Source organism: Caballeronia cordobensis (assembly GCF_001544575.2).
Classification (GTDB): Bacteria; Pseudomonadota; Gammaproteobacteria; order Burkholderiales; family Burkholderiaceae; genus Caballeronia; species Caballeronia cordobensis.
This window is the reverse complement of sequence record NZ_FCNY02000026.1, coordinates 46,877-69,360: the sequence shown is the minus strand read 5'-3', so window position 1 is coordinate 69,360 and position 22,484 is coordinate 46,877. Positions and strand designations below refer to the sequence as shown.

Here is a 22,484-nt window from a genome sequence, read left to right as displayed (position 1 = left end):
AATTCTTGTGACGAGGCACACCATTTGTCCATAATTTGATTTCATCATCCACAATATGGACAAGGAGACGCGATGACCGCGCCAAAACCGTCGGCGGACGCCATGACGCCGTATCAACTTCCCTTCCCCAAGGAAGCGCAAAAGGAAATCGTCGTTGGCAGCGCGATTCCAGCCGACGAACGTGAGTGGGTTCCGCAAGCCGAAAACGTGTGGTTCCGGCCGCTGTGCCTGAACGTGTCGACGGGCTACTGGATGAACCTCCTGCGCGTGCGCAAATCCGGCGTGCTGTCGCGGCATCGTCATCCGCAAGCGGTGCACGGCATGGTGCTGAAAGGCCGCTGGCGTTATCTGGAGCACGACTGGGAAGCGACCGAAGGCAGCTACGTGTTCGAGCCGCCCGGCGAGACGCACACGCTCTACGTGCCTGAAGACGTCGAAGAAATGATCACGTACTTCCAGGTGAACGGCGTGATGTTCTATTGCGATCCGTACGGCAACTACACCGGCTACGAAGACGTGTTCACCAAGGTCGACATGTGCCGCAAGCATTACGAAGCCGTCGGGCTCGGCGCCGATTTCGTCGACCAGTTCATCCGCTAGATCACCCTCGACCAACCGAAACCATCCAACCCCGAAGCCTCGAAGAAGCGCATTCGGAGGAGACGAACATGCTGGAAAAATCACCGCGCCTCAAGCGCATTCAGATCGTCGCGATCACGTTTCTCATGCTCGCGGGCATCGTGAACTATCTCGATCGCAGCACGCTTTCGATCGCGAATCATTCCGTCACGCAGGAACTCGGCCTGTCCGCGTCGCAAATGGGCCTGCTGCTCTCCGCCTTCTCGTTCGCCTACGCGTTCTCGCAGTTGCCGGTCGGCGTGATGCTCGACCGCTTCGGCGCGCGCATCATGCTCGGCCTCGGCATGTTCGTGTGGTCGGTGGCGCAGCTGTTCGGCGGCCTCGTCACGAACCTGCATCAGTTCCTCGCGGCGCGCATCGCGCTCGGCATCGGCGAGGCGCCGCAGTTTCCGGCAGGCGCGAAAGTGGTCTCCGAATGGTTCGCGCAACGCGAGCGCGGCAAGCCGACAGGCATCTTCGTCACGTCGTCGACGATCGGACCGGCGCTCGCGCCGCCCATTCTCACCGTGCTGCTGCTGTCTTTCGGGTGGCGCAACATGTTCGTCATCATGGGCGCACTCGGGATTGCAGTGTCGATCGGCTGGTACATCGTCTATCGCAACCGGCGCGACATGAAGCTCGAATCGCACGAGATCGCGCATCTGACCGAAGGCGAACCCGCGCAGCGCAAGGAACGCAACATGACGTTCGCGGAATGGCGCGGCCTGTTCGGCAAAGCCACGACGTGGGGCATGATTTTCGGCTTCATGGGCGTGATCTACATGGTGTGGCTGTACCTGACATGGCTGCCCGCGTATCTCGAACACGAGCGTCATCTGACGATCGCGAAGACCGGCTGGGTCGTGACGATTCCCTATCTGGCGGGCACGCTCGGCATGCTGTCGTCGGGCTTCATCGCCGATGGACTGATGGCACGCGGCGTCGCACCGATCAAGAGCCGCAAGTGGCCGATCTGCTCGGGCCTCATCGGCGGTGCGCTTTTCACCGTGCCGGCCGCCTTCACGCCGAACCTCACGCTCGCGATCGTGTATCTCTCCGCCGCGATGTTCTTCGTCAACATGGCGAGCGGCGCGGCATGGGCGCTTGTCTCGGTTGCCGCGCCGCGCCACATGGTCGCGTCGCTCGGCAGCATTCAGAACTTCGGCGGCTACTTCGGCGGATCGTTTGCGCCGTTCATCACCGGTCTCGTCGTCGACAAGACGCATTCGTTCGTGAACGCGTTTCTGATCAGCGCGGGCGTCGCGTTCGCCGCCGCGCTCGTCTACATGTTCGTCGTGCGCTCGCCGATCGAGGACGTCGAGCAGCAAACCGAGCCCGTTCCCGCCGTCTAACTCACATCGTCATGACTTTTCAAGCTGATCTCTTCAAGGACAAGACCGTCGTCGTCACGGGCGGCACGCAGGGCATCGGCGCGGGCATCGCGCAGCAATTCGCGGCGCTCGGCGCGCGCGTCGTCGCGGCGGGCCTCGCGCCCACCGAAGCGCAGCGCGAAGCACTAGGCGGCGGCATCGAAGTCGCACCACTCGATGTCGCCGATGCCGACAGCGCCGCCGCCCTCTTCGCGTCGCTCGACACGCTCGACGTGCTCGTCAACTGCGCGGGCATGATCCGCCGCGGCGACGAGCACGACATCGAAACCTTCGAGCGCGTGATCGCGGTGAACCTGAGCGGCACGATGCGCATGTGCGCCGCCGCTCGCCCGCTGCTCGCCGCCACGCAAGGCTCGATCGTCAATACCGCGTCGATGCTGACGTTCTTCGGCGGCGGCCTCGTGCCCGCGTACAGCGCGAGCAAGGGCGGCGTGGCGCAACTGACGAAGTCGCTCGCGATCGCCTACGCCGCCGATGGCATCCGCGTGAATGCGGTCGCGCCGGGCTGGATCGCGACGCCGCTGACGCAAGCGCTGCAGGACGACGACGGCCGCTCGCAAGCCATTCTCGACCGCACGCCGATGAAGCGCTGGGGCCTGCCGGAAGACGTCGCGCGCGTGACGGCGTTTCTCGCGTCGCCGGCGGCATCGTTCATGACGGGCACGATCGTGCCTGTCGATGGCGGCTATTTGGTGGCATGATTCGCAGCATCATGCTGACCGATTCCTCTTCTCTCGACGCCGCCAAGGCCACCGGCACCGCCGCCTTCTCGAAGTTCATGGCGGTGCTGCAACTCGTCGCCGACGCGAACGAGCCGCCGACCATCGCGCGTCTCACGGCGGCGAGCGGCTATCCGCGCCCGACGGTGTATCGCATCGTCGGCGCGCTGATCGCGGAGGGACTCGTTGTCGAGAGCGCGCGCGGCGGCTGTTACGCGCTCGGGCCGCGTCTGATGTCCCTCGCGAGCCGAAGCTGGGAGCGCTCGGACTTGCGCATCGCCGCCACGGACGCGTTGCAGACGCTGCGCGACGCGACGCAGGAAACCGTGCACCTCGCGGTTCGCAGCGCGTCGGAGATGGTGTACATCGAAAAGCTGGAAAGCCCGCATGCGGTGCGCATGGCGTCGCGCATCGGCACGCGGGTCACGCTTTATTCGAGTTCGGTCGGCAAGGCGTATCTGTCGACGCTCGCGCCCGCCGAACGCGATGTGCTTCTGCAAGGCATCGCGTTCGAGCGCTTCACGCCCAACACGATCGTCGATCGCGCCGCGCTCGACGCCGAACTCGACGAGACGCACGCACGCGGCTATTCGGAAGACCGCGAGGAAAACGAGGCGCAGATTTTCTGCTATGGCAGCGCGATCGTTGGCGCGAACGGCGCCACGCTCGGTTGCGTGAGCGTGAGCATTCCGCTGTTCAGAAAGAGCGCGACGCCGCTCGAAACCTACGTTGCGCCGCTCAGGGAAGCGTGCCGCGCGATTGCGCAACGCATGAGCCCCGGCACGCGCTAGCGAAAGATCGTGCCGCGCGTGCGTTGCGTCGCTGCGGCGCGAAGCGCGATGAGCCTCGGCAAGCGCGGCAGCGTATGCGGCCAATGCGTCGCTTCGTGCGCGAAACGCGCCGCCATGCTGCGCAGGCTGAACTGATCGGCGGCGATCCGCACGATGACGCGGCGCGCGATCTTCCAGACATCGACATCGGGCGCGATCTCGTGCGCGACGCGCTCGATTCTCTCGGCCGCTCTCGCCAGCAGCACCGCGCGCGACGCGATGCGCCCGTGCGACGCGCTGAACATGTGCTCGGCAGGCGCCTTGCCGATCGCGCCGAACAGATGCGCGACGCCGGCGCCGCGCTTCGATTGCGCCGACGCGAAACGCTCCGCCTCGCGCCGGTACGTCGCCTCGACCCGCACTTCGTGATGCGTCGCGTGAACCGCGGGCCGGCCGTGTTCGAGATGCATGCGCGCCGCCGCCTTGTGATCGCCTTCCATGAGCGCATGCGACACGCCGGCGATGAAGTCCTTTTCGTGCGCCGCGAAGATCATCATCGGGTTGTCGGCTTCGAGGACGATCTGACCGCGCGTGCCGGGCTCGATGCTCACGCGCGCGCCCGCCGCATCCAGCCCCGCGTGATACACGCCGACGCCGAGCGCCATTTCGAAGAACGCTTCGATGAAGGTCGCGAGCACATCGGCCTGATCGAGTCCGCAGGAGGCGAGCGTTTCCGTATCGGTGAGCGAGGCCGTTTCGATCGCGCGCGTGGTCAGCACGGCATCGTTGCAATAGTCCCAGAGGACTTCGGGTACGGCGAGGCGCGCGTCGTCGCGCAGGCGAAAACGCAGGTAGCTCTGATCGGCGGCGCGCTGGCGCAAGTCGATCATCGCATCGACGCTCTCGCACGCGCGGCGCACCCATTCCACCGGATGCAACGCGCGCGCCTTCGCCGAACGCCGTTCCGCGAAACGCGCCGCCGCCAGCGCGAGATCGAGATCGTCCACGAGTTCGGCATGCGCATCCGGGCGCAAGAGCGTGATGCGCACGGGAATATCGCCGACGCGTGCCCGGTGCGTCTGCTCCGCGACGCCCGCGCGCAACGGCACATCGCTCAGATCCGTGAGCTCGAAGGCAAGCGCAGGCGGAAACGCCGCGATGCAGGCGTCGCGAAAACGGGCGGCGTCGTAGGCCGTGAAGAGTCCGTCGAGTTCGTGCAGCGCGACGCGCACCGCCGTTTCCGCGAGCGCCGGATGCGCCGCGAGCGCGCCCGACGCGCTTTCCAGCACGCGCGACAGTTGCGACAGCGCGGGCACGCCAGCCGCGAGCGGCGCGGCACGCGCGCCATGTGACGCGAAAAAGCGCGCGACGCGCGTCATCGCGGCGCCGTCATCGGTCAGATGGCTTTCATGGACGAACGCCCGGCCAAGCCGCCAGAGCGTTGCGAGTCGTCGGACAGACAAATTCAGGCTCGCTGAAAGTGAGTTGAAACCGCTGAAAGACCGCGATGCCCGCGAGCATGGCGCCGATTGCACAATTTAAACCGATTGCGCCGAGCACGCACGCCCGTGAAATCCCGCCGCCGCGTTTCACTTTTCGATTCGATCCGTTTCCCGCCGGCGACGGCCGTTTAAGATGTGTCTCACTGATTCTTATGTCGCACTCGGCTTTAATGTCGACATCACAGACGAGCCCAGGTGGCACATGAAACCCCTCCAGATTACAGTCGATGCGCAAGGCCATACGGTCATCTCTCACTCCACGTCGATCAGCGAACACTGCAAGAGCCGCGCGCGCCTGCTGTCGTCGCTCGTGAACATGGTCGCCGCGCCGGGCGGGTTCGAGCACTTCTCGGCGTTTCCCGATGCGATGAAGCGCGACATCCTGAGCCTCATGCATTCGATTGCCGAAGAGCAGTTGCCGGTCATCGACGCGCTCGAACAGCACACGGCGCAGTCGTATTACGAGCGCGGCGCGAATGCGTCGGCGGAGCACTATCGGCAAAAGCATCTGCCTGAAGTCAGCGAAATTCAACAGCCGATCGAATACACGCAGCACTGATCCGGCACGAGAATCATCGAAGCGAAGCGCCTCTGCATGCGAATGCAGGGGCGCTTCGCTTTTACGCAGTCCAAAACAAACCTCATCACTGTATCTTTTTGTGCATGCATATTTCGGAATAGTCGTAATGCGGTATCTTATTAATGCCGGACGCTACAACGTATCAATAACGAGATTGAGGCCGCATCGAGCGTTCGTGCACGAAGACCCATAACGATAATCCGAGAGGCACCATGCAACACCCTTCCGAGCGGCCGATGGCCAAGGCGATGTATATCCTCGGCCAGATCGGCGCGATCATCTGTCACGAACGCGGGCCGCGCCCGCAGACCGCGGTGCTCACCAAGATGGCGTCGCGCCCCGCCGAGGGCTTCTCGATCGCCGTCGCGAGAATGAACGAAATGTGCCCGCCGCGGCGCGGACATCGCCGGGCGCTGCTGCAATGGAAGCACAAGGAAATCCGGCGGCTCTCCCGCATGCTGCCCGACCCGTTGCCCACCGCCGCGTCCGCGTATTCCCAGATGCCGTTCTGGGCCGGCTATTGCCAGTACTGGGAGGACATGCTCAAGGAGCACGTCCATCCCGACATGCACTTCGACGCCCGTCAGCCCGAACTCGCCGAGGCCTGATCGCCTTCGCCTTTGTGCGTCGAGAAATAATCGCGAAACACCGCGATCATGCCGTCGAGTTCCGTCGGCTTGACGAAGTAACCGTTGAAGCCGGTGCGCTGCGCGCGCGTCAGGTCCTCCGGGTCCGTGCGGCTCGTATGCGCGATCAGCAACATGGAAAGATCGATCGCGCGTATCGCTTCGGCGGCCTCCCAGCCGTCGCCGAGCGGCATCATCAAGTCGAGCAGCACGACGCCCGGACGCCATTTGCGCGCCAGGGACACCGCGTCGAGCCCGGTATGCACGGCGCGCACGGTGAAATCGGCGTCTTCGAGCGCGAGACAGATGGCGCGCGTGGCATCGATATCGTCATCGGCGATGAGCACGCGCGGCTCGTGGTGGCGTGTCGCCGGCGACGGAATCTGCCATAGCGCTTGCGAAGGAACAGGGTCGTAGCGTTGCATCGTATGGGCCTCGGAATGGACGGAGAGTGCAGCAACGATCATTCCTCTGCGGGCTCCGAAACGCGCGTCCTCAGGCGGCATGCGGCCCGCCGACGCTACACTTCGGGAATACCCGATGGCTGTCGCGGCGCGTCGATGCACGAGCGCCGTGCAGGTTTTGCATCGCCGTGGCGCGAGCGACGGCGACGATGCTCCATCTCCAATCGAGAGGCTAATCGATGTTCGTCGTGTATTGGCTCGGCGCCAACCCTGATATCGAAGGCGCGGCGCACTTCAAACGCTTCGATGCGAACGCGCTCGCGGACGCGCTGCGCTTTGCGGAAGCGCTTCGACGCCGCCAGGCCGGCGGCGAAGACATCGGCTTCGTGACGCTGTGCAGTGAAAACCCGCATTCGGTCGGCCAGCCCGGCGTCGCCGATCCGCCCGGCGACTACGAATGGAAGAAACGCCGCCGTTAGCACGAACGTGTGTGCGGGCCGGTGCAGACGCGCGCTCATTCGCGGCTAAGTCTGCGCGGCGATCATCCGTCTCATCGATTCAGACCGGAGACGCACCATGTACAAGCACATTCTCGTGGCCGTGGGTACGAGCCTCAGCGAAAGCGCCCTGACTACCGCCATCACCCGCGCGCGCGACTGCAATGCGCGGCTCACGGCGCTGCATATCGTCGATCAGGCGCCGTGGTGGGCGGTGCCGACGGCGGAAAGCGATCCGGACGATACGCTCGATGTCATCGACGATCATGCGCGCGCCGTCACGCGCTATGCCGCACGGCTGATCGAAAGCGCGGGCATCGACGGCCTTGCGCGCAGCGTGACGCAGCCGCTCAACGGCATGAGTGTGGGCGAGCTGATCGCGCAGGAGGCGAAGCAGGCGGGCGCGGATCTCATCGTGCTCGGCGGCGAATCGGACACCGGCTGGCGGCATGGCGAGGCGCGTCTGCGCGACGTGGTGTGCCTGCACGCGCGTTGCGACGTGCTGATCGCGGCACACGCGCCCGTGGCGTCGCATGCGGAAAACGAAATGGAATCGATCGAAGCGCGCATCGCCGGATCGCAAGGTCGGGTGAATGCGCGCCCGGCGCATCGTCAGAGCGCGCCGCGCAAGTGAGCCGCAAGCTGCACGATGCCCATCGAAATCTGTTTCTCGCGTTTCGCATCCAACCGGCCGATCGGCACGCTCGTCGATACCGCGACGCGCTTGCCCGCCGGCGTCCTGCCGACATAGGCGGCGAAGCACGCGAGCCCTTCGGCCACTTCCTCGCGCTCGACCGCGAGACCGCTCGCGCGGATCGCGGCGAGTTCGCGTAGCAGCGCCGCGCGCCGCGTGATGGTGCGCGGCGTCACCGCTTCGAGCCGCTCGGGAAGACGCTCGATGACATCCTCGTCGGTCATGCCGGCGAAGAGCGCCTTGCCGAGCGCGCAGCAATGCGCGGGCAGGCGCGAACCGAGATCGGAGACGAGCCGCACCGGCCGATGCGCGTCCTCGCGCGCGACATACACCACCTCCACGCCGTCGAGCACGGCAAGCTGCACGACCTCGTTGTGCTTGTTGATGAAGGCGCCCGCGCCTTCGCGAAACGCCGCCTGCAGCTTGTCGTGGCGCACATACGCGTTGCCGAGCTCGAACAGGCCGACGCCGACCATGTAGCCGTCGTCGCGCTTTTCGATCCACTGCATGCGCGCGAGCGTTTCGAGCATCAGATACAGCGTGCTGCGCGAAAGGCCTGTCTGCTCGGCGAGCGCCGCCGCGCGCACCGGTTTCGCGGCGCTGGCGAGCGCTTCGAGAATGTCGTTCGCGCGGCGCAGCGCGGGCACATCGTAGGTTTTTTCCATGGCCGTCATATTCCAACAGGTTGGATATTTAATCAACCTGATGGACACTGCCGGACGCGCGGGCTAGCATCGGCTTTCCTTTTTCGCCAGCCCATTCCAGCTCATGCAAACCGTCAACGTGTCCTCCTGCCTGCCCGAAGATTTCGCCGATGCCGTGCTCGTCGGCCGCGTGTGGCGTCCCGCGCCGGTGAACGGTCCGTCGGTCGTCGCGGTGCGCAAGGGCGAAGTGTTCGACATCACGCGGGCCGCGCCGACGACCGCCGATCTCTTCGATCGCCCCGATGCGCTCGACATCGCCCGCAACGCCGAAGGCGAGCATCTCGGCAACGTTCAGGACGTGCTGCAGGCGACGCTCGACGCCTCCGCCGATGGCCTGCGCCTGCTCGCGCCCTGCGACGTGCAAGCGGTGAAAGCGTGCGGCGTGACGTTCGCGGTGAGCCTGCTCGAGCGCGTGATCGAAGAGCAGGCGGGCGGCGACGCAAGCCGTGCGCAAGAAGTGCGCGAGACCATCAACAAGCTGATCGGCGCGGATCTCTCGAAGATCAAGCCCGGCTCGGAAGCCGCGATGAAGCTGAAGGCCGAACTGGAGCGGCGCGGCGCGTGGTCGCAATACATGGAAGTCGGCATCGGGCCGGATGCGGAAGTGTTCTCGAAGTCGCAGCCGATGTCGTCGGTGGGTTTCGGCGCGGACGTCGGCCTGTATCCGACATCGCAATGGAACAACCCGGAGCCGGAGATCGTGCTCGCGGTGAATGCGCGCGGCGAGATCGTGGGCGCTACGCTCGGCAACGACGTGAATCTGCGCGATATCGAAGGCCGCAGCGCGCTGCTGCTCGGCAAGGCCAAGGACAACAACGCGTCGTGCGCGATCGGTCCGTTCGTGCGTCTCTTCGATGAGCGCTTCACGCTGGATTCGGTGCGCGCCACGAGCGTCTCGCTGAAGATCGAAGGCGCGGATGACGACTTCGTGCTCGAAGGCGTGAGCCACATGAGCGAAATCAGCCGCGATCCGGCCGATCTCGTGACGCAGACGCACGGCGCGCATCATCAGTATCCGGACGGCTTCATGCTCTTTCTCGGCACCATGTTCTCGCCGATCAAGGATCGCGATACGCAAGGCGGCGGCTTCACGCATCATCTCGGCGACGTCGTGACGATTTCCACGCCTTCGCTCGGCGCGCTCGTCAATACCGTGCGGCTGTCGACGGAGATCGAGCCGTGGACGTTCGGCGTGCGTGCGCTGTATCAGAGTCTCGCGGCGCGGGGATTGCTCGGCGCGTCCGCGCAGTGACGATCACGACGCGCCGAAGCCGAATCCCTTCGCCTGTCCTTTCGTGACGAGCTGAACCGGCGTCTCCATGTACGGCGACAAATCCCTTTGCCGCCGTTTTTCCACGAGCGCCTTCACCGCCACATCCAGCCCGAACACCGCCTGCCGCGCGCCGAACTGCTCGACGGTCGCGAGCAGGCGTCCGTCGTCGAGCATCGGCTGCACGGCGTCGATATTGTTGTAACCCGTCACCAGCACGCGGCCGCTCTTGCCCGCGATGCGCACCGCATCGATCGCGCCGATTGCGATGTTGTCGTTCGCGCAGAGCAAGCCGCGCAGCGTCGGATGCGTATAGAGCATCTGCAGCGCCGCCGACTTGCCGCCCATCACGGTCCAGTCGCCGCCGTCCGGCGGCGCGATGCGCAAGCCCGCCGCGTTCATCGCGTCCTTGAAACCGAGCGTGCGCTGCTGCGAATTGCGATCGTTCGGCGGCCCTTCGATGATGCCGACTTCATCGCCCGCGGCGAGCTTCGACGCGAGATAGCCGCCGACGAGCTTCGCCCCGCGCCGGCTGTCCGGCCCGACGAACGGAATCGTGAGGTTCGCGGCTTCCTGCGCGGCTTCGTCGAACGGATTGTCGATCGCAATGACGATGACGCCCGCCGCGATCGCTTTCGCGGCCACCGGCAGCAGCGCCTTGGAATCCGCGGGCGCGATCACGATTGCGTTGGTCTTCGCCTCGATCAAGGTTTCGACGATGTGAATCTGCCCGGCGATATCGTTGTCGGTGTTCGTGCCGTGCGTCGTGAGATCGAGCTGCGACGCGTAATGCCGCTGATAGTTGCGCGCGCCATCGATCATCGATGCGACGAACGGATCGTTCAGCGACTTCAGCACGAGCGCGACCGTCGCCTTGTCCGAGGCCGCGCGCGCCTCGCGCATGCGCGCGAACCCGCACGCGCTCAGGGCGCACGCGGCAAGCAGGCGGCGGCGGGCAAGGCTCGTCATGGAAACTGATGGTTGAGACGGTCGAAGACGTCTCATTGTAGACGCACGGGTTCGCGCGCCGAAGGCAGCCCGGTCGCCGGTAAGGCTTCCCGTTTCAGCGCGCCGCCGCTTCCACGAGCGCGGCCACGCCGCTTACCGGCTTCATCAGATCGGCATCCAGGCCGTGGCGCGCGCGCAGATACTCCGTCGCGTTATAGGAGAGCCACGCGCGGCCGCCAGCGTCTTCCCACGCCAGCACCTTGAGCGGCAAGTCGAGCGCGGCGGTCGGCACGGCCTGCATCAGCGGCGTGCCCGCCTGCGGATTGCCGAACACGAGCAACTGGCTCGGCGGCATGGCGAGACCGGCGCGCGCCGCGTCGCCGCTGAAGTCGATGCGCGCGAACAGCATCAGACCGCGCGCGCGGATCAGCGCTTCGAGCTTGTCGGCGCTCGCGATGGCGCCCTGCGCGCTCGCAATCGTGACGACGCCGTTGTCCGCGGGATCGATGCTCATTTCCTGCTCCACGCCAGCGCGACAAACGCCGTGCACAGCGCTTCCATGCCGAGCGCGTCTTCATCATCGAAGCGGTTGGGCACGGGGCTGTCGACGTCCCATACGCCGATCAGCGTGCCGTCGCTCGCGACGAGCGGCACGACGATCTCCGAGCGCGACGCCGAATCGCACGCGATATGGCCGGGAAACGCTTCGACATCCGGCACGACCTGCGTGCGCCGCTCGCGCGCCGCCGTGCCGCACACGCCGCGCCCGATCGCGATGCGCACGCACGCGGGCTTGCCCTGAAACGGCCCGACGACGAGTTCGGTTCCATCGAACAGGTAAAAGCCCGCCCAGTTGAGATCGGGCAGCGTGTGATAGACGAGCGACGAAAAATTCGCGGCATTGGCGATGAAGTCGGCTTCGTCGGCAATCAGCGCGCGGGCTTGCTGCAACAGGTCGTCGTACTGCGCGGCCTTGCTGGCGTGCGTGGCTTGAGAGATCGAGAACATGGCAAAAAGCGTCAAAAAGTTTCGCCGACGATAGCACAACGATTCGCCACGCGTTTTTCGCGTCGCCGAGCATTTGTAAGAACCATCGCCTAGTGTGAAAGGCGCACCGGTCGTGGTTGTCTGCATCGGTTGCTTAAAAGCAGCTTCGGGAATTCCCTGCTTTACTTCGCGCCGTCTTCGTTCTTAAATAAATCAACTTGATTTAATTAATACGCGGCAGCAAGACCGCTCGAAAACGGAGACAGCGCGTGAAACCCCTAAGCGGCCGAGGAAGCAACTCTGCGAGCGTGCGCCGGTACAACGAGCGCCTGCTGCTGCAGGCGTTGCGGCGCACCGAGCCGGCTTCGAAAGCCGAGCTTGCGCGTCACGCGAATCTGACGAGCACGGCGGTCGGCAGCATCGTCGAGTCGCTGGAAAATGCGGGCCTGATCGAATACACCGGACGGCGTCTGGACGGCCAGCGCGGCCAGCCCGCGTCGCTCATCCGGCTCGATCCGCGCGGCGCGTTCGGCATCGGCGTGCGGCTGGATCGCACGGGCATCGAGACGGTGCTCGTCAACTTCGCCGGCGACGTGCTCGCCCGCAGCGCGCTCGACGCCGTGCTGCCGCATCCGTCCGAAGTGCTGAGGATCGTGCGCCGCGATATCGAAAGCATGCTCGGCCTGCTGTCGGCGGCGGAGCGCGAACGGCTGACGGGCGTCGGCATCGCGCAGCCCTTCAATCTCGGCAGCTGGCTGCGCGAACTCGGCCTGCCCGCCGAAACCTTCCGCGCCTGGGACGAAACCGATTTCGCCGATACGCTCGGCCGCGCGCTGTCGTTGCCGGTTTTCAGCGAAAACGACGGCAACGCCGCTGCCACCGCCGAACTCTTCTACGGCCACGGCCGCCGCTGCGACGACTTCGTCTATCTCTTTCTCGGCTCGGCGATCGGCGGCGGCATCGCGATCCACGGCGACTGCCTGCGCGGCGCGTCGGGCAACGCGGGTGATATCGGCGTGATTCCGGTGCCGCCGAGCCGCCTGCCCTCCGCGCCGCAGCCCGCGGGCCAGTGGGACATTCTGCTGTCGCGCGCGTCGCTCAACGCGCTCGTGCGGCATCTCAACTACAGCGGCGCGGCGGCGGACAACCGCGTCGATTTGCAGGCGTGCATCGAACGGCGTCTGCCGGCCGTCGACGAATGGATCGACGACTGCATCGAGGCGCTCGCGCCCGCCTTGCGCGCGACGCTCTGCGTGCTCGACGTGCCGATGGTCGTGATCGATTCCGACATCGACGGCGGCCTGCTGGACAAGCTCGTCAAGCGTCTTTCGACGACGCTCGCCGCGAACGCGCCTGAAGCGCGCGGCACGCCAACGCTGGTGCGCGGCACCTTCGGCCCGGATGCGGGCGCGATCGGGGCCGCCACGCTGCCGATGTTCTTCAACTTTTCACCGCGCGCGGCCGGTCTTCGCCACGCCGGCATCAAATCGCAGGAGGTGAACCATGCCGCATGATGTTTCGACTCGACCGCCATTGCTGGAAATGCGCGGCATCAGCAAGACCTTTCCGGGCGTGCGCGCGTTGAACGACGTGCGTCTCTCGGTCTATCCCGGCGAAGTGCATTCGCTGATGGGCGAAAACGGCGCGGGCAAGTCCACGCTGATGAAAATCCTCTCCGGCGCGTATCAGGCCGACGCGGGCGGCGAGATTCTCATCGATGGACGCGCCGTCACCATCGACGGGCCGCTGGCTGCGCGCGCGCTCGGCGTCGCCGTGATCTATCAGGAACTGAGTCTCGCGCCGAATCTCTCGGTTGCGGAAAACATCTATGCGGGGCGCGAATTGCGCCGCGGCAGGCTGGTGGATCGCGCGGGCATGGAGCGCGGCTGCGAGGAGGTGCTCAAACGCCTCGGGGCCTCGTTCAAGCCGCATACGCTCGTCGGCGATCTGTCGATCGCGGAGCGGCAACTCGTCGAAATCGCGCGCGCCGTGCACGCGAAGGCGCGCATCCTCGTGATGGACGAGCCGACGACGCCGCTGTCGTCGCGCGAAACCGACCGCCTCTTCGAACTCGTGCGCCAGTTGCGCGAGGAAGGCATCGCGATCATCTACATCAGCCATCGCATGGCGGAGATTTACGAACTCAGCGACCGCGTGTCCGTGCTGCGCGACGGCTCGTATGTCGGCACGCTGATGCGCGACGAACTCTCCGCCGAAAGCCTCGTGAAGATGATGGTCGGCCGCGACATTTCCGGCTTCTACAAGAAGGAGCACGCGCCCTACGATCCGGGCAACGTCGTGCTCTCGGTGCGCGATATCGCCGACGGCAACCGCGTGAAAGGCTGCAGCCTCGATCTGCACAAGGGCGAAGTGCTGGGCATCGCGGGCCTGGTCGGCGCGGGGCGCACGGAGCTTGCGCGTCTCATTTTCGGCGCGGAGGAGAAAACGCGCGGCGAAGTGTCGATGCACGGCAAGCCCTTGCGGCTGCGCACGCCGCGCGACGCCATCGACGCGGGCCTCGTCTATCTGACCGAAGACCGCAAGGGCCAAGGCCTGTTCCTCGACATGAGCGTGCGCGACAACATCAACATCACGATTGCGGGCCGCGATGCGAAAGCGGGCGTCATGGACCTCGCGCGCGGCAACACGCGCGCCAAAGACGCGATCGCCGCGCTCACGATTCGCGTGCCGAACATGCGCGTGAACGTGGGGGCGCTGTCGGGCGGCAATCAGCAGAAGGTGCTGCTCTCGCGTTTGCTCGAAACCCAACCCGAAGTGCTGATCCTCGACGAGCCGACGCGCGGCGTCGATATCGGCGCGAAGTCGGAAATCTATCGAATCATCAACGATCTGGCGCGCTCGGGCGTCGGCGTGATCGTCATCTCGAGCGAGCTGCCGGAAGTGATCGGCGTGGCGGATCGCGTGCTCGTGATGCGCGAAGGAGAAATCGCGGGCGAACTCGGCGGCCATTCGGGCAAGCCGATTTCGCAGGAAGGAATCATCGAACTGGCGACGGGCTCGAAGGCCGCGCTGGCGGCTTGAGTCAGGCAATCTGGAGAGAGACATGGCTAACACGACGAAACACCACGACACGGCGCCGGTTGCAAAGGCGGAAAGCACGGCGCAGCGGCAGACGCGCATCGAACACAAGGAACGCATGCAGGTGCTGATGCGCACGGCGGGCATGCTGCCGGTGCTGATTCTGCTGTGCATCGGCTTCGGCGTCGTGACGGACGGCTTCTTCAGCTTCCAGAATCTGTCGATCGTCACGCAGCAGGCTTCGATCAACATCGTGCTCGCGGCGGGCATGACCTTCGTCATTCTGACGGGCGGCATCGACTTGTCGGTCGGCTCGATTCTGTCGGCGGGCGCGGTCGCCGCGCTGCTCGCATCGAACATTCCGGGCTGGGGATGGCTCGGCATTCCGGCGGCGCTCGCGGTCGGCCTGGGTTTCGGCGTCATCAACGGCCTGTTGATCGCGCTGCTGAAACTGCCGCCCTTCATCGTGACGCTCGGCTCGCTCACCGCCGTGCGCGGCATCGCGCGGCTGATCGGCAACGACACGACGATCTTCAATCCGCAACTGCCGTTCGCGTTCATCGGCAACGACACGCTCTTCGGCGTGCCCTGGCTCGTGATCATCGCGCTGCTCGTTGTGCTCGTGTCGTGGTTCATCCTGCGCCGCACCGTGCTCGGCCTGCGCATCTATTCGGTCGGCGGCAATCCGGAAGCGGCGCGCCTGTCGGGCATCAAGGTGTGGGGCATTCAGCTCTTCGTCTACGCGATGTCCGGCCTGCTCGCGGGTCTCGGCGCGGTGATGTCGGCGGCGCGTCTTTATGCGGCGAACGGTTTGCAACTCGGCCAGTCCTATGAACTCGACGCCATCGCGGCGGTGATTCTCGGCGGCACGAGCTTCGTGGGCGGCGTGGGCTCGATCGTCGGCACGCTGGTCGGCGCGCTGATCATCGCGGTGCTCTCCAACGGCCTCGTGCTGCTCGGCGTGTCGGATATCTGGCAGTACATCATCAAGGGCCTCGTGATCATCGGCGCGGTGGCGCTCGACCGGTATCGCCAGCGCGGCTCGGCTCGTACCTGATTCACTATTCGGGCGCATTCGGGTCCGCGTGCGCCCGCCCCAAAAAACGGACCAACTGGAGACAACAACATGCGCAAGCACAATAAGCTTTTCGCCAGCGTCGCACTCGCGCTCGGATTCACGATGTCGCTATCCGCGCAAGCCGCCGACAAGCAGCTGAAGTCCATCGGCATCACGGTCGGATCGCTGGGCAATCCGTATTTCGTGACCATCTCGAAGGGCGCGGAAGCCAAGGCCAAGTCGATCAATCCGAACGCCAAGGTGACGGCGGTATCGTCGGATTACGACATGAACAAGCAGTTCACGCAGATCGACAACTTCATCTCGGCGCACGTCGACATGATTCTGCTGAACGCCGTCGATCCGAAGGCGATCGAGCCGGCGGTGAAGAAGGCGCAGAAGGCGGGCATCGTCGTGGTCGCGGTGGATGTCGCGGCGGCGGGCGCGGACGCGACCGTGCAGACCAACAACGTGCAGGCCGGCGAGATTTCCTGCGACTTTCTGGCGAAGAAGCTGAACGGCAAGGGCAACGTGGTGATCGAAAACGGGCCGCAGGTGTCGGCGGTGATCGACCGCGTGAAGGGCTGCAAGTCGGTCCTCGCGAAGAATCCCGGCATCAAGATCCTGTCCGACGATCAGGACGCGAAAGGCTCGCGCGAAGGCGGCATGAACGCGATGCAGGGCTATCTCACGCGTTTCCCGAAGCTCGACGGCGTGTTCGCGATCAACGATCCGCAGGCGATCGGCACCGACCTCGCGGCGAAGCAGCTGCATCGCGGGAATATCGTGATTACGTCGGTGGATGGCGCGCCGGATATCGAAACGGCGCTGAAAAGCGACACGCTCGTGCAGGCGTCGGCGAGTCAGGACCCGTGGGCCATGGCGCAGCAAGCGGTGAGCGTGGGCTATGACCTGATGAACGGCAAGAAGCCGGGCAACACGACGATCCTGCTGCCGTCCACGCTCGTCACGCGCGAGAACGTCGGCAGCTACAAGGGCTGGTCGTCGCCGCGCTAAAGACTCGCTGAGCAGCTATCTGAGCGGCACGATGCGCAGCGCGCCGGTTTTGTCCGGCGCGCTCGACCGGTCCACCACGATGAGCCGTTTGCGCGCGACATCCACCGCGACGCCGCGCGGCGCGCCGATGCCGTCCGCGATGACCGCCGGACGGCCGCGCTTCGAAATGCTGCATACGGCGTGCGCGCCGCATTTCGTGTAGAGCGTGCCGTCGGGCGACGCGGCCAGCAGGTCGGGCGCATCGACGGTCGCGAAGACATCGCTCGCGGGAACCGGCGCGCTTGCGGCGCGCGCCGCCTGCAAATCCACCTGATAGATGCGGTTCGCGGCCTGATCGCTGATATAAAGCGCGTCGGCGATCGCGGCGAGACCCACGGGCTTCGCCAGGCCGGTGACGATATCGCGCTCGATCACCTGCCGCGGCGCCGTGCCGCGCGTAATGACGCTCACGCCGCCCCTCGCGGGCGCATCGCCTTCCTTCACGAACCAGCTCGACAGGAACGTGCCGCCGTCGAGCACGAGCAGACCCAGCCGCCGCCGCGCCGCGTTCGTGTCCGATGCGAGCGCGACCTGCCCGCTCGGCGCGACATCGAACACCGCGCTCGCCGCGCCGAATCCGAAGCGCTCGACCAGCAGATGCCCGTTCGGCGCGAACGCGATCTGGCTCAGGCCCGTGCGCTCGCCCTCGGCGGCCGGAATGCGCGCGTACAGCGAAAAGTCGCCCCCGCCGATATCCGATGTCATCACGATGCCGTTCGATTTATCGTCGGTGACGAATACCGCGCCGTCCGCATCGCGCACCGCGACGCCGTTCGGCGTGCCGGAAAGCGGCACTTGCTGCGCGCTCGTGCCCGGCGCGACCGAGCCGCACGCCGCAAGAAACATGGACATTGCCGCCGCCGCCATCGCCCGCCGATTCATGCGAATTCTCCCGAAAACATGCCGTGAGGGACGAAACATCGTAATCCAGCGGCGAATGTTCCGCGCAATCGCGGTCCGGGCGAAAAAAATTGACACCCTCTTGAAACCAGCCTAAAACCATCCATATGGATGGTAACGGGAGGTTTGAATGAAGAAAGAGGCGTTGGATCGCTCGCGAGGCAGCGAAACCGAAAAAATCACGATCAATCTCGGTCCGGTCGATCTGGGCCAGATCGATCTGCTCGTGGAAGAAGGCTTTTACTCGAATCGCACGGACCTGATTCGTACGGCGATTCGCAATCAGTTGTCGATTCACGCGCCGGCCGTCAAGGAGACGGTGACGCGCCGCGAATTCGTGCTGGGCCTTCAGCATTTCTCGAAACACGACCTCGAAGCGGCGCTCGCGGCCCATCAGCGGCTCAGGATTCAGGTGCTGGGACTCGCCAGCATCGCCACTGACGTCTCGCCCGAACTCGCGCTGGCGACGATCGATTCGATCGTCGTTCGCGGCGCGCTCCATGCATCACCGGCACTCAAGGCGGCGCTCGCGGATCGAATCCGGTAGCGCGCCCGACTCATTGCCCGACAACGGAACCGACATGAAACTCAACGAAGGCTTTTTGGACTCGATGAAAGCGGCGTTCGCCCGCTTTCGCAGCAACGACCCCGCCGCGGCGGCGGAGATCGTGAAGCGCGCCATGCGCGGCGAACAGACGGACGCAGTCGCGACACCCTTCGCCGACGTCCTGTCACCCCGCCCCCACGCGCGTTCGACGCACACCGCGCCCGACGTGGAGGAACGCGGGCATTTCAGCATGCGGCGCTATGCGAGCGCCGCTGGCCAGCGCGATTACAAGCTCTACGTGCCCGCCCATTCCGGCGGCGAGCCTCTGCCGCTCATCGTCATGCTGCATGGCTGCACACAGGACGCGGACGACTTCGCAGCCGGCACGCGGATGAACGCGCTTGCCGAGAAACACGGGTTTATCGTCGTCTATCCGATCCAGCCGCAGGGCGCGAACGCGTCGAAGTGCTGGAACTGGTTCAGACGCGCCGATCAGCAGCGCGACCACGGCGAGCCTGCGCTGATCGCGGGCATCACGCGCGAGGTGATGGCGAATTGCAACGCCGATCCGGAACGGGTCTACGTGGCGGGCCTGTCGGCGGGCGGCGCCATGGCGGCGATCCTCGCGCAGACGTATCCCGATTTGTATGCGGCGGCAGGCGTTCATTCGGGCCTGCCGGTCGGGTGCGCGCACGACTTGCCGTCCGCGCTGGCGGCGATGCGCGGCGGCAAGGCGCATTCCAAGGCGCGCAAGGCCGGGCGCGCGGACACCGACGATAGCCGGACTTCCCGAGCCCCGCTCATCGTGTTTCACGGCGATGCGGATGCGACGGTTCATCCCGCCAACGCGACCGAACTATTACGCGAATTCTCCGCGAATGAAGTAATAGCGGAAGGGGCATCGGCCGGTCATGGCAGCGCACGAAAACACACGGTTCGGCACATGAAGTCACGGTCCGGCGTGGACGCCGAACTCTGGACAATCCACGGCGCGCCCCACGCGTGGTCCGGCGGCTCTTCGAGCGGCAGCTATACCGACCCCGCCGGGCCCGACGCCAGCGCCGAGATGGTGCGATTCTTCCTGCAACACCCTCGTCGCCATTGAATGAAGCGCGCGGCGCTGCCGCGCGCTTGACCGATTTTGTCAGAATTGGTACACTGCTGGCCCAGAAGTGCCCAAGAAGTTCGATTGCTGCTCATCAATGTCCGTTTTTTCCCTGGCGGTATTCGTTGTCCACTCCCTCCTTGCTGCTTCTCCAGTTCCCTTGCGGAACGCATGTTTAACATCAAAATTATCTAAGGATTCCAGATGGATACCGGTATCGTCAAATGGTTCAATGACACGAAGGGCTTTGGCTTCATTACGCCCGACAACGGCGGCGAAGATCTTTTCGCTCACTTTTCCGAAATTCGCGCCGATGGCTTCAAGACCCTGGCTGAAAACCAGAAGGTGAGCTACGAGACGAAGCGCGGTCCCAAGGGACTGCAAGCTGCGAACATCAAGCCGCTCTGATCGTCGCAGGACACGGGTTCCGATCGCGAACCCGGTTCATGGGGCCTCCTTCCGGAGGCCCTTTTCATTTGTGCGACGCTTTAAGCCGGACTCGCGGCGAAATAACTGATCTCGCGTTTCGTGGGCGTCAGTACGCGCACCGGCGCGCCGCTGATCCAGGCCCGGATGTTTTCGACCGATTCGCCGTAGTAAAAGCGATAAGACTCATCGGTCACGTAACCGATATGCGACGTCGCGATCACGTTGTCCAGCGTCCGGAACGGGTGCTCCGCGGGCAACGGCTCCTGATCGAAAACATCGAGCGCCGCGCCTGCAATCCGCTTCTCACGCAAAGCCTCGATCAACGCTTGCTCGTTGACGATCGGTCCGCGTGCCGTGTTCACCAGCAGCGCGTGCCGCGGCATCGACGCCAGTTCCGCGCGGCCGATCAGGTCTCGCGTGCGCTCCGACAAGCGCACGTGAACCGAAAGAATATCGCTTGTCGCAAGCAGTTCTTCCTTCGACACGTACAGCGCGCCATGCTGCGCCGCCGACTCCTGCGTCATGTTCTGGCTCCATGCGATCGTGCGCATGCCGAAAGCCTGCGCCACCCGCGCGGTCGCGCCGCCGGTGTAGCCCAGACCCAGCAGGCCGATGGTTTTGCCATGCAGGTCGCCGCCCACCGAGACTTGCCAGCCGCCCTTCCTGAACGACGCGACTTCCTCCGGAATATGCCGCGTCGCGGCGAGAATGAGCGCCCACGCAAGTTCCGCCGCGGCCGTTGGCGACGATGCCGTTCCGCACACCGTGATGCCGAGTTCATGGGCCGCTTCGATATCGATGGCCGCGTTCCACGGTCCCGTGCTCGCCAGCAGCTTCAGATTCGGCAGCCGCGACAGGACGCTGCGCGTGAACCAGGTGCGCTCACGCATCACGCAAAGAATGTCGAAGGGTTGCAGACGCTCGACCAGCGCGTCCTCGTCGCCGATGGTGTTCGTGAAAACGGTGATATTGGCGCGCTCGCGCAAGCCGTTCCAGTCGCCGAACCGCAGCGCGGTGTTCTGGAAATCATCGAGAATGGCAATGTTGTGCATGTGTTTTCAGTCCGTTCAATGCGGATCAGGCCCGCGCTTCTGTATGGCGCCGAAAGCCAAACAGCATGACGAAGATCCCCGACACGAGTATGGCCGTCATCACGTAAAGGCCGCTGTTGAGCGAGCCCGTCATGGTCTTGAGCCATCCGATCACGAAGGGGCTGCAAAAGCCGCTGAGCAAGCCGATGCAGTTGACGAAAGCGATGCTCGTCGCAGCCGCCGGCGCGCCGTTCAGATAATCCGCCGCGAGCGACCAGATGAGCACATTGGTCGCGAAGATGCCGACGCAGGCCACCGTCAACAGCGCGACGGTCAAGGCGGGAGAATTGGTCGGATGCGAGACCAGCAGCAAGGCGGCCGCGCCGATGAAACCCGCGATGGCCGCATGCCACCGGCGTTCGAGCATGCGATCCGAGCTTCGGCTGATCGCGACCATGCCGATTGCGCCCATGCCGTAAGGAATGACGGAGAGCCACCCGAGCAGGGAAAGATTCGAGATGCCCGAGTCTTTCATGACAGTCGGAAGCCAGAACGTCACCGAATAGGTTCCGCAGACAAACGCGAAATCGATGAAGGCGAGCATATAGACTTTCGGGTCCGCGAGCGCCTCGGCGAGTTTCGCATGGCCGTGCTGCCCGATCTTGCGCTTGCGCTCCATCTCGATTTCGAAGCCCTGCCGAAGCACGCCCTTCTCGGCATCGGTCAGCCATTTCGCCTTGTCGATGTTGTCGTCCAGCAGCAGCAAGGTGACGAGGCCGAGCACGACCGCCGGCAATGCCTCGACGATATAAAGCCATTGCCAACCGGCGAGATTGGCGACGTGAGCGAGACTCGTCATCGCCCATCCCGACACCGGGCCGCCGACGATACCCGCAACCGGAAACCCGACCATGAAGCAGGCGATGATCACGCCGCGCCGTCTTTCCGGAAACCACGAGCTCAGATAGAAAATCACGCCAGGAAAGAAGCCCGCTTCGAACACGCCCAGAAGCAGGCGGACGATATAGAACTGCGTGACGTTCGTGACGAAAGCCGAGCACGCCCCGACGATGCCCCAGCAGATCATGATGCGCGCGATGGTTTTCTTCGCGCCCATGCGCCTCAGCAGCATGGCGCTCGGCACTTCCAGCAGACAGTACGATAGAAAGAAGATGCCCGCGCCGAGGCCGTACACGCTATCGCTGAAGCCGAGCGCGTCCTGCATCTGCAACTTCGCATAGCCGACATTGATGCGATCCAGAAACGCGACGACATAACACACGAACAGCAGGGGCACGATGCGAAGCGTGACCCGCAGGTAGAGCGCGCGCTCTTCGGCGCTCGCTATCGGGCCGGACGTCAGCGTATCGGCTGACGTCGGATCGGAATCTAGAACGGACTGGTTCACTCGCTGTCTCCATGTTTTTGCGGCTTGGATTAATGTGATCGATTCACTTCTGCTCCATCCCTACATGCTTCGCCGGAAGCGACAACGCGAGGTTCCAGCAATGCCGCCAGTCTAAGAAACATCGATGCGCGACGATAATGAAAAGTACCGATCAGGTGAGACGCGCGGGTTATATCGGTGATAACCAGTAATTGGCGCCGTT

25 protein-coding genes are annotated in these 22,484 nt (G+C 64.6%); 16 read left to right on the top strand and 9 right to left on the bottom strand.

Annotated features, from left to right (window positions below; all coding sequences use genetic code 11):
• Positions 1–72 precede the first annotated feature (72 nt).
• The 4 genes from AWB70_RS33235 to AWB70_RS33220 all read left to right on the top strand — a co-directional run bounded on the left by AWB70_RS33235 (position 73) and on the right by AWB70_RS33220 (position 3,519).
• Positions 73–600 carry a 2,4'-dihydroxyacetophenone dioxygenase family protein gene (locus AWB70_RS33235; protein ID WP_014252827.1) on the top strand — a complete coding sequence of 176 codons (528 nt, stop codon included), beginning with the start codon at positions 73–75 and terminating at the stop codon, positions 598–600.
• A 68-nt stretch (positions 601–668) separates the two neighbouring features.
• Positions 669–1,970 (top strand): MFS transporter, encoded by a 1,302-nt coding sequence (locus AWB70_RS33230; RefSeq protein WP_053571696.1) that lies wholly within the window; start codon positions 669–671, stop codon positions 1,968–1,970.
• Between the two features lie 11 nt (positions 1,971–1,981).
• Entirely contained in the window at positions 1,982–2,710 is a 729-nt protein-coding gene (locus AWB70_RS33225) for an SDR family NAD(P)-dependent oxidoreductase (RefSeq protein ID WP_053571697.1), read from the top strand.
• On the top strand, positions 2,707–3,519 hold the full coding sequence (locus AWB70_RS33220) for an IclR family transcriptional regulator (protein WP_200826457.1): 813 nt from the start codon (positions 2,707–2,709) through the stop codon (positions 3,517–3,519). Before AWB70_RS33225 ends, AWB70_RS33220 begins: the two co-directional genes overlap by 4 nt.
• On the opposite strand, the gene AWB70_RS33215 is transcribed toward AWB70_RS33220, so the two are convergent.
• Positions 3,516–4,961, bottom strand: coding sequence for an AarF/UbiB family protein (locus AWB70_RS33215; RefSeq protein ID WP_053571698.1), 1,446 nt, complete (start codon positions 4,959–4,961; stop codon positions 3,516–3,518). The genes AWB70_RS33220 and AWB70_RS33215 overlap by 4 nt on opposite strands.
• A gap of 241 nt (positions 4,962–5,202) precedes the next feature.
• On the opposite strand from AWB70_RS33215, the gene AWB70_RS33210 reads away from it, so the two are divergent.
• Positions 5,203–5,559, top strand: coding sequence for a hypothetical protein (locus AWB70_RS33210; RefSeq protein WP_014252832.1), 357 nt, complete (start codon positions 5,203–5,205; stop codon positions 5,557–5,559).
• Between the two features lie 233 nt (positions 5,560–5,792).
• Complete coding sequence (locus AWB70_RS33205; protein ID WP_050878628.1) at positions 5,793–6,188, top strand: hypothetical protein; 396 nt, start codon at positions 5,793–5,795, stop codon at positions 6,186–6,188.
• Here the strand turns inward: AWB70_RS33205 and AWB70_RS33200 are convergent.
• Positions 6,164–6,631, bottom strand: coding sequence for a response regulator (locus AWB70_RS33200; protein ID WP_053571699.1), 468 nt, complete (start codon positions 6,629–6,631; stop codon positions 6,164–6,166). The two genes, AWB70_RS33205 and AWB70_RS33200, sit on opposite strands and share 25 nt — an antisense overlap.
• A 218-nt stretch (positions 6,632–6,849) precedes the next feature.
• Here AWB70_RS33200 and AWB70_RS33195 point away from each other — a divergent pair, with 218 nt between their 5' ends.
• The gene (locus AWB70_RS33195) at positions 6,850–7,089 is read left to right on the top strand and encodes a hypothetical protein (RefSeq protein WP_045461774.1); all 240 of its coding nucleotides are present in this window, start codon (positions 6,850–6,852) and stop codon (positions 7,087–7,089) included.
• A gap of 97 nt (positions 7,090–7,186) precedes the next feature.
• On the top strand, positions 7,187–7,741 hold the full coding sequence (locus AWB70_RS33190; RefSeq protein WP_053571700.1) for a universal stress protein: 555 nt from the start codon (positions 7,187–7,189) through the stop codon (positions 7,739–7,741).
• On the opposite strand, the gene AWB70_RS33185 is transcribed toward AWB70_RS33190, so the two are convergent.
• On the bottom strand, positions 7,720–8,466 hold the full coding sequence (locus AWB70_RS33185; RefSeq protein ID WP_053571701.1) for an IclR family transcriptional regulator: 747 nt from the start codon (positions 8,464–8,466) through the stop codon (positions 7,720–7,722). The two genes, AWB70_RS33190 and AWB70_RS33185, sit on opposite strands and share 22 nt — an antisense overlap.
• 103 nt (positions 8,467–8,569) lie before the next feature.
• Between AWB70_RS33185 and AWB70_RS33180 the strand changes: the two genes are divergently transcribed.
• Positions 8,570–9,757 (top strand): fumarylacetoacetate hydrolase family protein, encoded by a 1,188-nt coding sequence (locus tag AWB70_RS33180; RefSeq protein WP_053571702.1) that lies wholly within the window; start codon positions 8,570–8,572, stop codon positions 9,755–9,757.
• A 3-nt stretch (positions 9,758–9,760) separates the two neighbouring features.
• Here AWB70_RS33180 and AWB70_RS33175 read toward each other — a convergent pair whose 3' ends face one another.
• The 3 genes from AWB70_RS33175 to msrC all read right to left on the bottom strand — a co-directional run bounded on the left by AWB70_RS33175 (position 9,761) and on the right by msrC (position 11,731).
• The gene (locus tag AWB70_RS33175; protein WP_053571703.1) at positions 9,761–10,744 is read right to left on the bottom strand and encodes a substrate-binding domain-containing protein; all 984 of its coding nucleotides are present in this window, start codon (positions 10,742–10,744) and stop codon (positions 9,761–9,763) included.
• 94 nt (positions 10,745–10,838) lie between these two features.
• Positions 10,839–11,237 carry a DUF302 domain-containing protein gene (locus tag AWB70_RS33170; RefSeq protein WP_041733498.1) on the bottom strand — a complete coding sequence of 133 codons (399 nt, stop codon included), beginning with the start codon at positions 11,235–11,237 and terminating at the stop codon, positions 10,839–10,841.
• Positions 11,234–11,731, bottom strand: coding sequence for a free L-methionine (R)-S-oxide reductase MsrC (gene msrC, locus AWB70_RS33165; RefSeq protein ID WP_053571704.1), 498 nt, complete (start codon positions 11,729–11,731; stop codon positions 11,234–11,236). Before msrC ends, AWB70_RS33170 begins: the two co-directional genes overlap by 4 nt.
• Positions 11,732–11,979: 248 nt before the next feature.
• Between msrC and AWB70_RS33160 the strand changes: the two genes are divergently transcribed.
• The 4 genes from AWB70_RS33160 to AWB70_RS33145 all read left to right on the top strand — a co-directional run bounded on the left by AWB70_RS33160 (position 11,980) and on the right by AWB70_RS33145 (position 16,823).
• On the top strand, positions 11,980–13,224 hold the full coding sequence (locus AWB70_RS33160) for an ROK family transcriptional regulator (RefSeq protein ID WP_014252841.1): 1,245 nt from the start codon (positions 11,980–11,982) through the stop codon (positions 13,222–13,224).
• Positions 13,214–14,752 (top strand): sugar ABC transporter ATP-binding protein, encoded by a 1,539-nt coding sequence (locus AWB70_RS33155; RefSeq protein WP_053571705.1) that lies wholly within the window; start codon positions 13,214–13,216, stop codon positions 14,750–14,752. Before AWB70_RS33160 ends, AWB70_RS33155 begins: the two co-directional genes overlap by 11 nt.
• Before the next feature lie 22 nt (positions 14,753–14,774).
• Complete coding sequence (locus AWB70_RS33150; RefSeq protein WP_014252843.1) at positions 14,775–15,806, top strand: ABC transporter permease subunit; 1,032 nt, start codon at positions 14,775–14,777, stop codon at positions 15,804–15,806.
• 69 nt (positions 15,807–15,875) lie between these two features.
• Positions 15,876–16,823, top strand: a complete 948-nt coding sequence (locus AWB70_RS33145; RefSeq protein ID WP_014252844.1) for an ABC transporter substrate-binding protein — start codon at positions 15,876–15,878, stop codon at positions 16,821–16,823.
• 15 nt (positions 16,824–16,838) lie between these two features.
• On the opposite strand, the gene AWB70_RS33140 is transcribed toward AWB70_RS33145, so the two are convergent.
• A complete protein-coding gene (locus AWB70_RS33140) occupies positions 16,839–17,714 on the bottom strand; it encodes an SMP-30/gluconolactonase/LRE family protein (protein WP_235024405.1) in 876 nt (291 codons plus the stop codon).
• A 178-nt stretch (positions 17,715–17,892) separates the two neighbouring features.
• Here AWB70_RS33140 and AWB70_RS33135 point away from each other — a divergent pair, with 178 nt between their 5' ends.
• The 3 genes from AWB70_RS33135 (at position 17,893) to AWB70_RS33125 (ending at position 19,822) form a co-directional block, all read left to right on the top strand.
• Positions 17,893–18,309 carry a ribbon-helix-helix domain-containing protein gene (locus AWB70_RS33135; RefSeq protein WP_014252846.1) on the top strand — a complete coding sequence of 139 codons (417 nt, stop codon included), beginning with the start codon at positions 17,893–17,895 and terminating at the stop codon, positions 18,307–18,309.
• 34 nt (positions 18,310–18,343) lie between these two features.
• Positions 18,344–19,414 carry an extracellular catalytic domain type 1 short-chain-length polyhydroxyalkanoate depolymerase gene (locus AWB70_RS33130; RefSeq protein WP_053571707.1) on the top strand — a complete coding sequence of 357 codons (1,071 nt, stop codon included), beginning with the start codon at positions 18,344–18,346 and terminating at the stop codon, positions 19,412–19,414.
• A 204-nt stretch (positions 19,415–19,618) separates the two neighbouring features.
• Positions 19,619–19,822, top strand: coding sequence for a cold-shock protein (locus AWB70_RS33125; protein ID WP_014252848.1), 204 nt, complete (start codon positions 19,619–19,621; stop codon positions 19,820–19,822).
• 80 nt (positions 19,823–19,902) lie between these two features.
• Here AWB70_RS33125 and AWB70_RS33120 read toward each other — a convergent pair whose 3' ends face one another.
• Complete coding sequence (locus tag AWB70_RS33120) at positions 19,903–20,895, bottom strand: D-2-hydroxyacid dehydrogenase family protein (RefSeq protein WP_053571708.1); 993 nt, start codon at positions 20,893–20,895, stop codon at positions 19,903–19,905.
• Between the two features lie 25 nt (positions 20,896–20,920).
• Positions 20,921–22,282: an MFS transporter gene (locus AWB70_RS33115; RefSeq protein WP_045461807.1), complete on the bottom strand. Its 1,362-nt coding sequence runs from the start codon at positions 22,280–22,282 to the stop codon at positions 20,921–20,923.
• Positions 22,283–22,484: the final 202 nt, after the last annotated feature.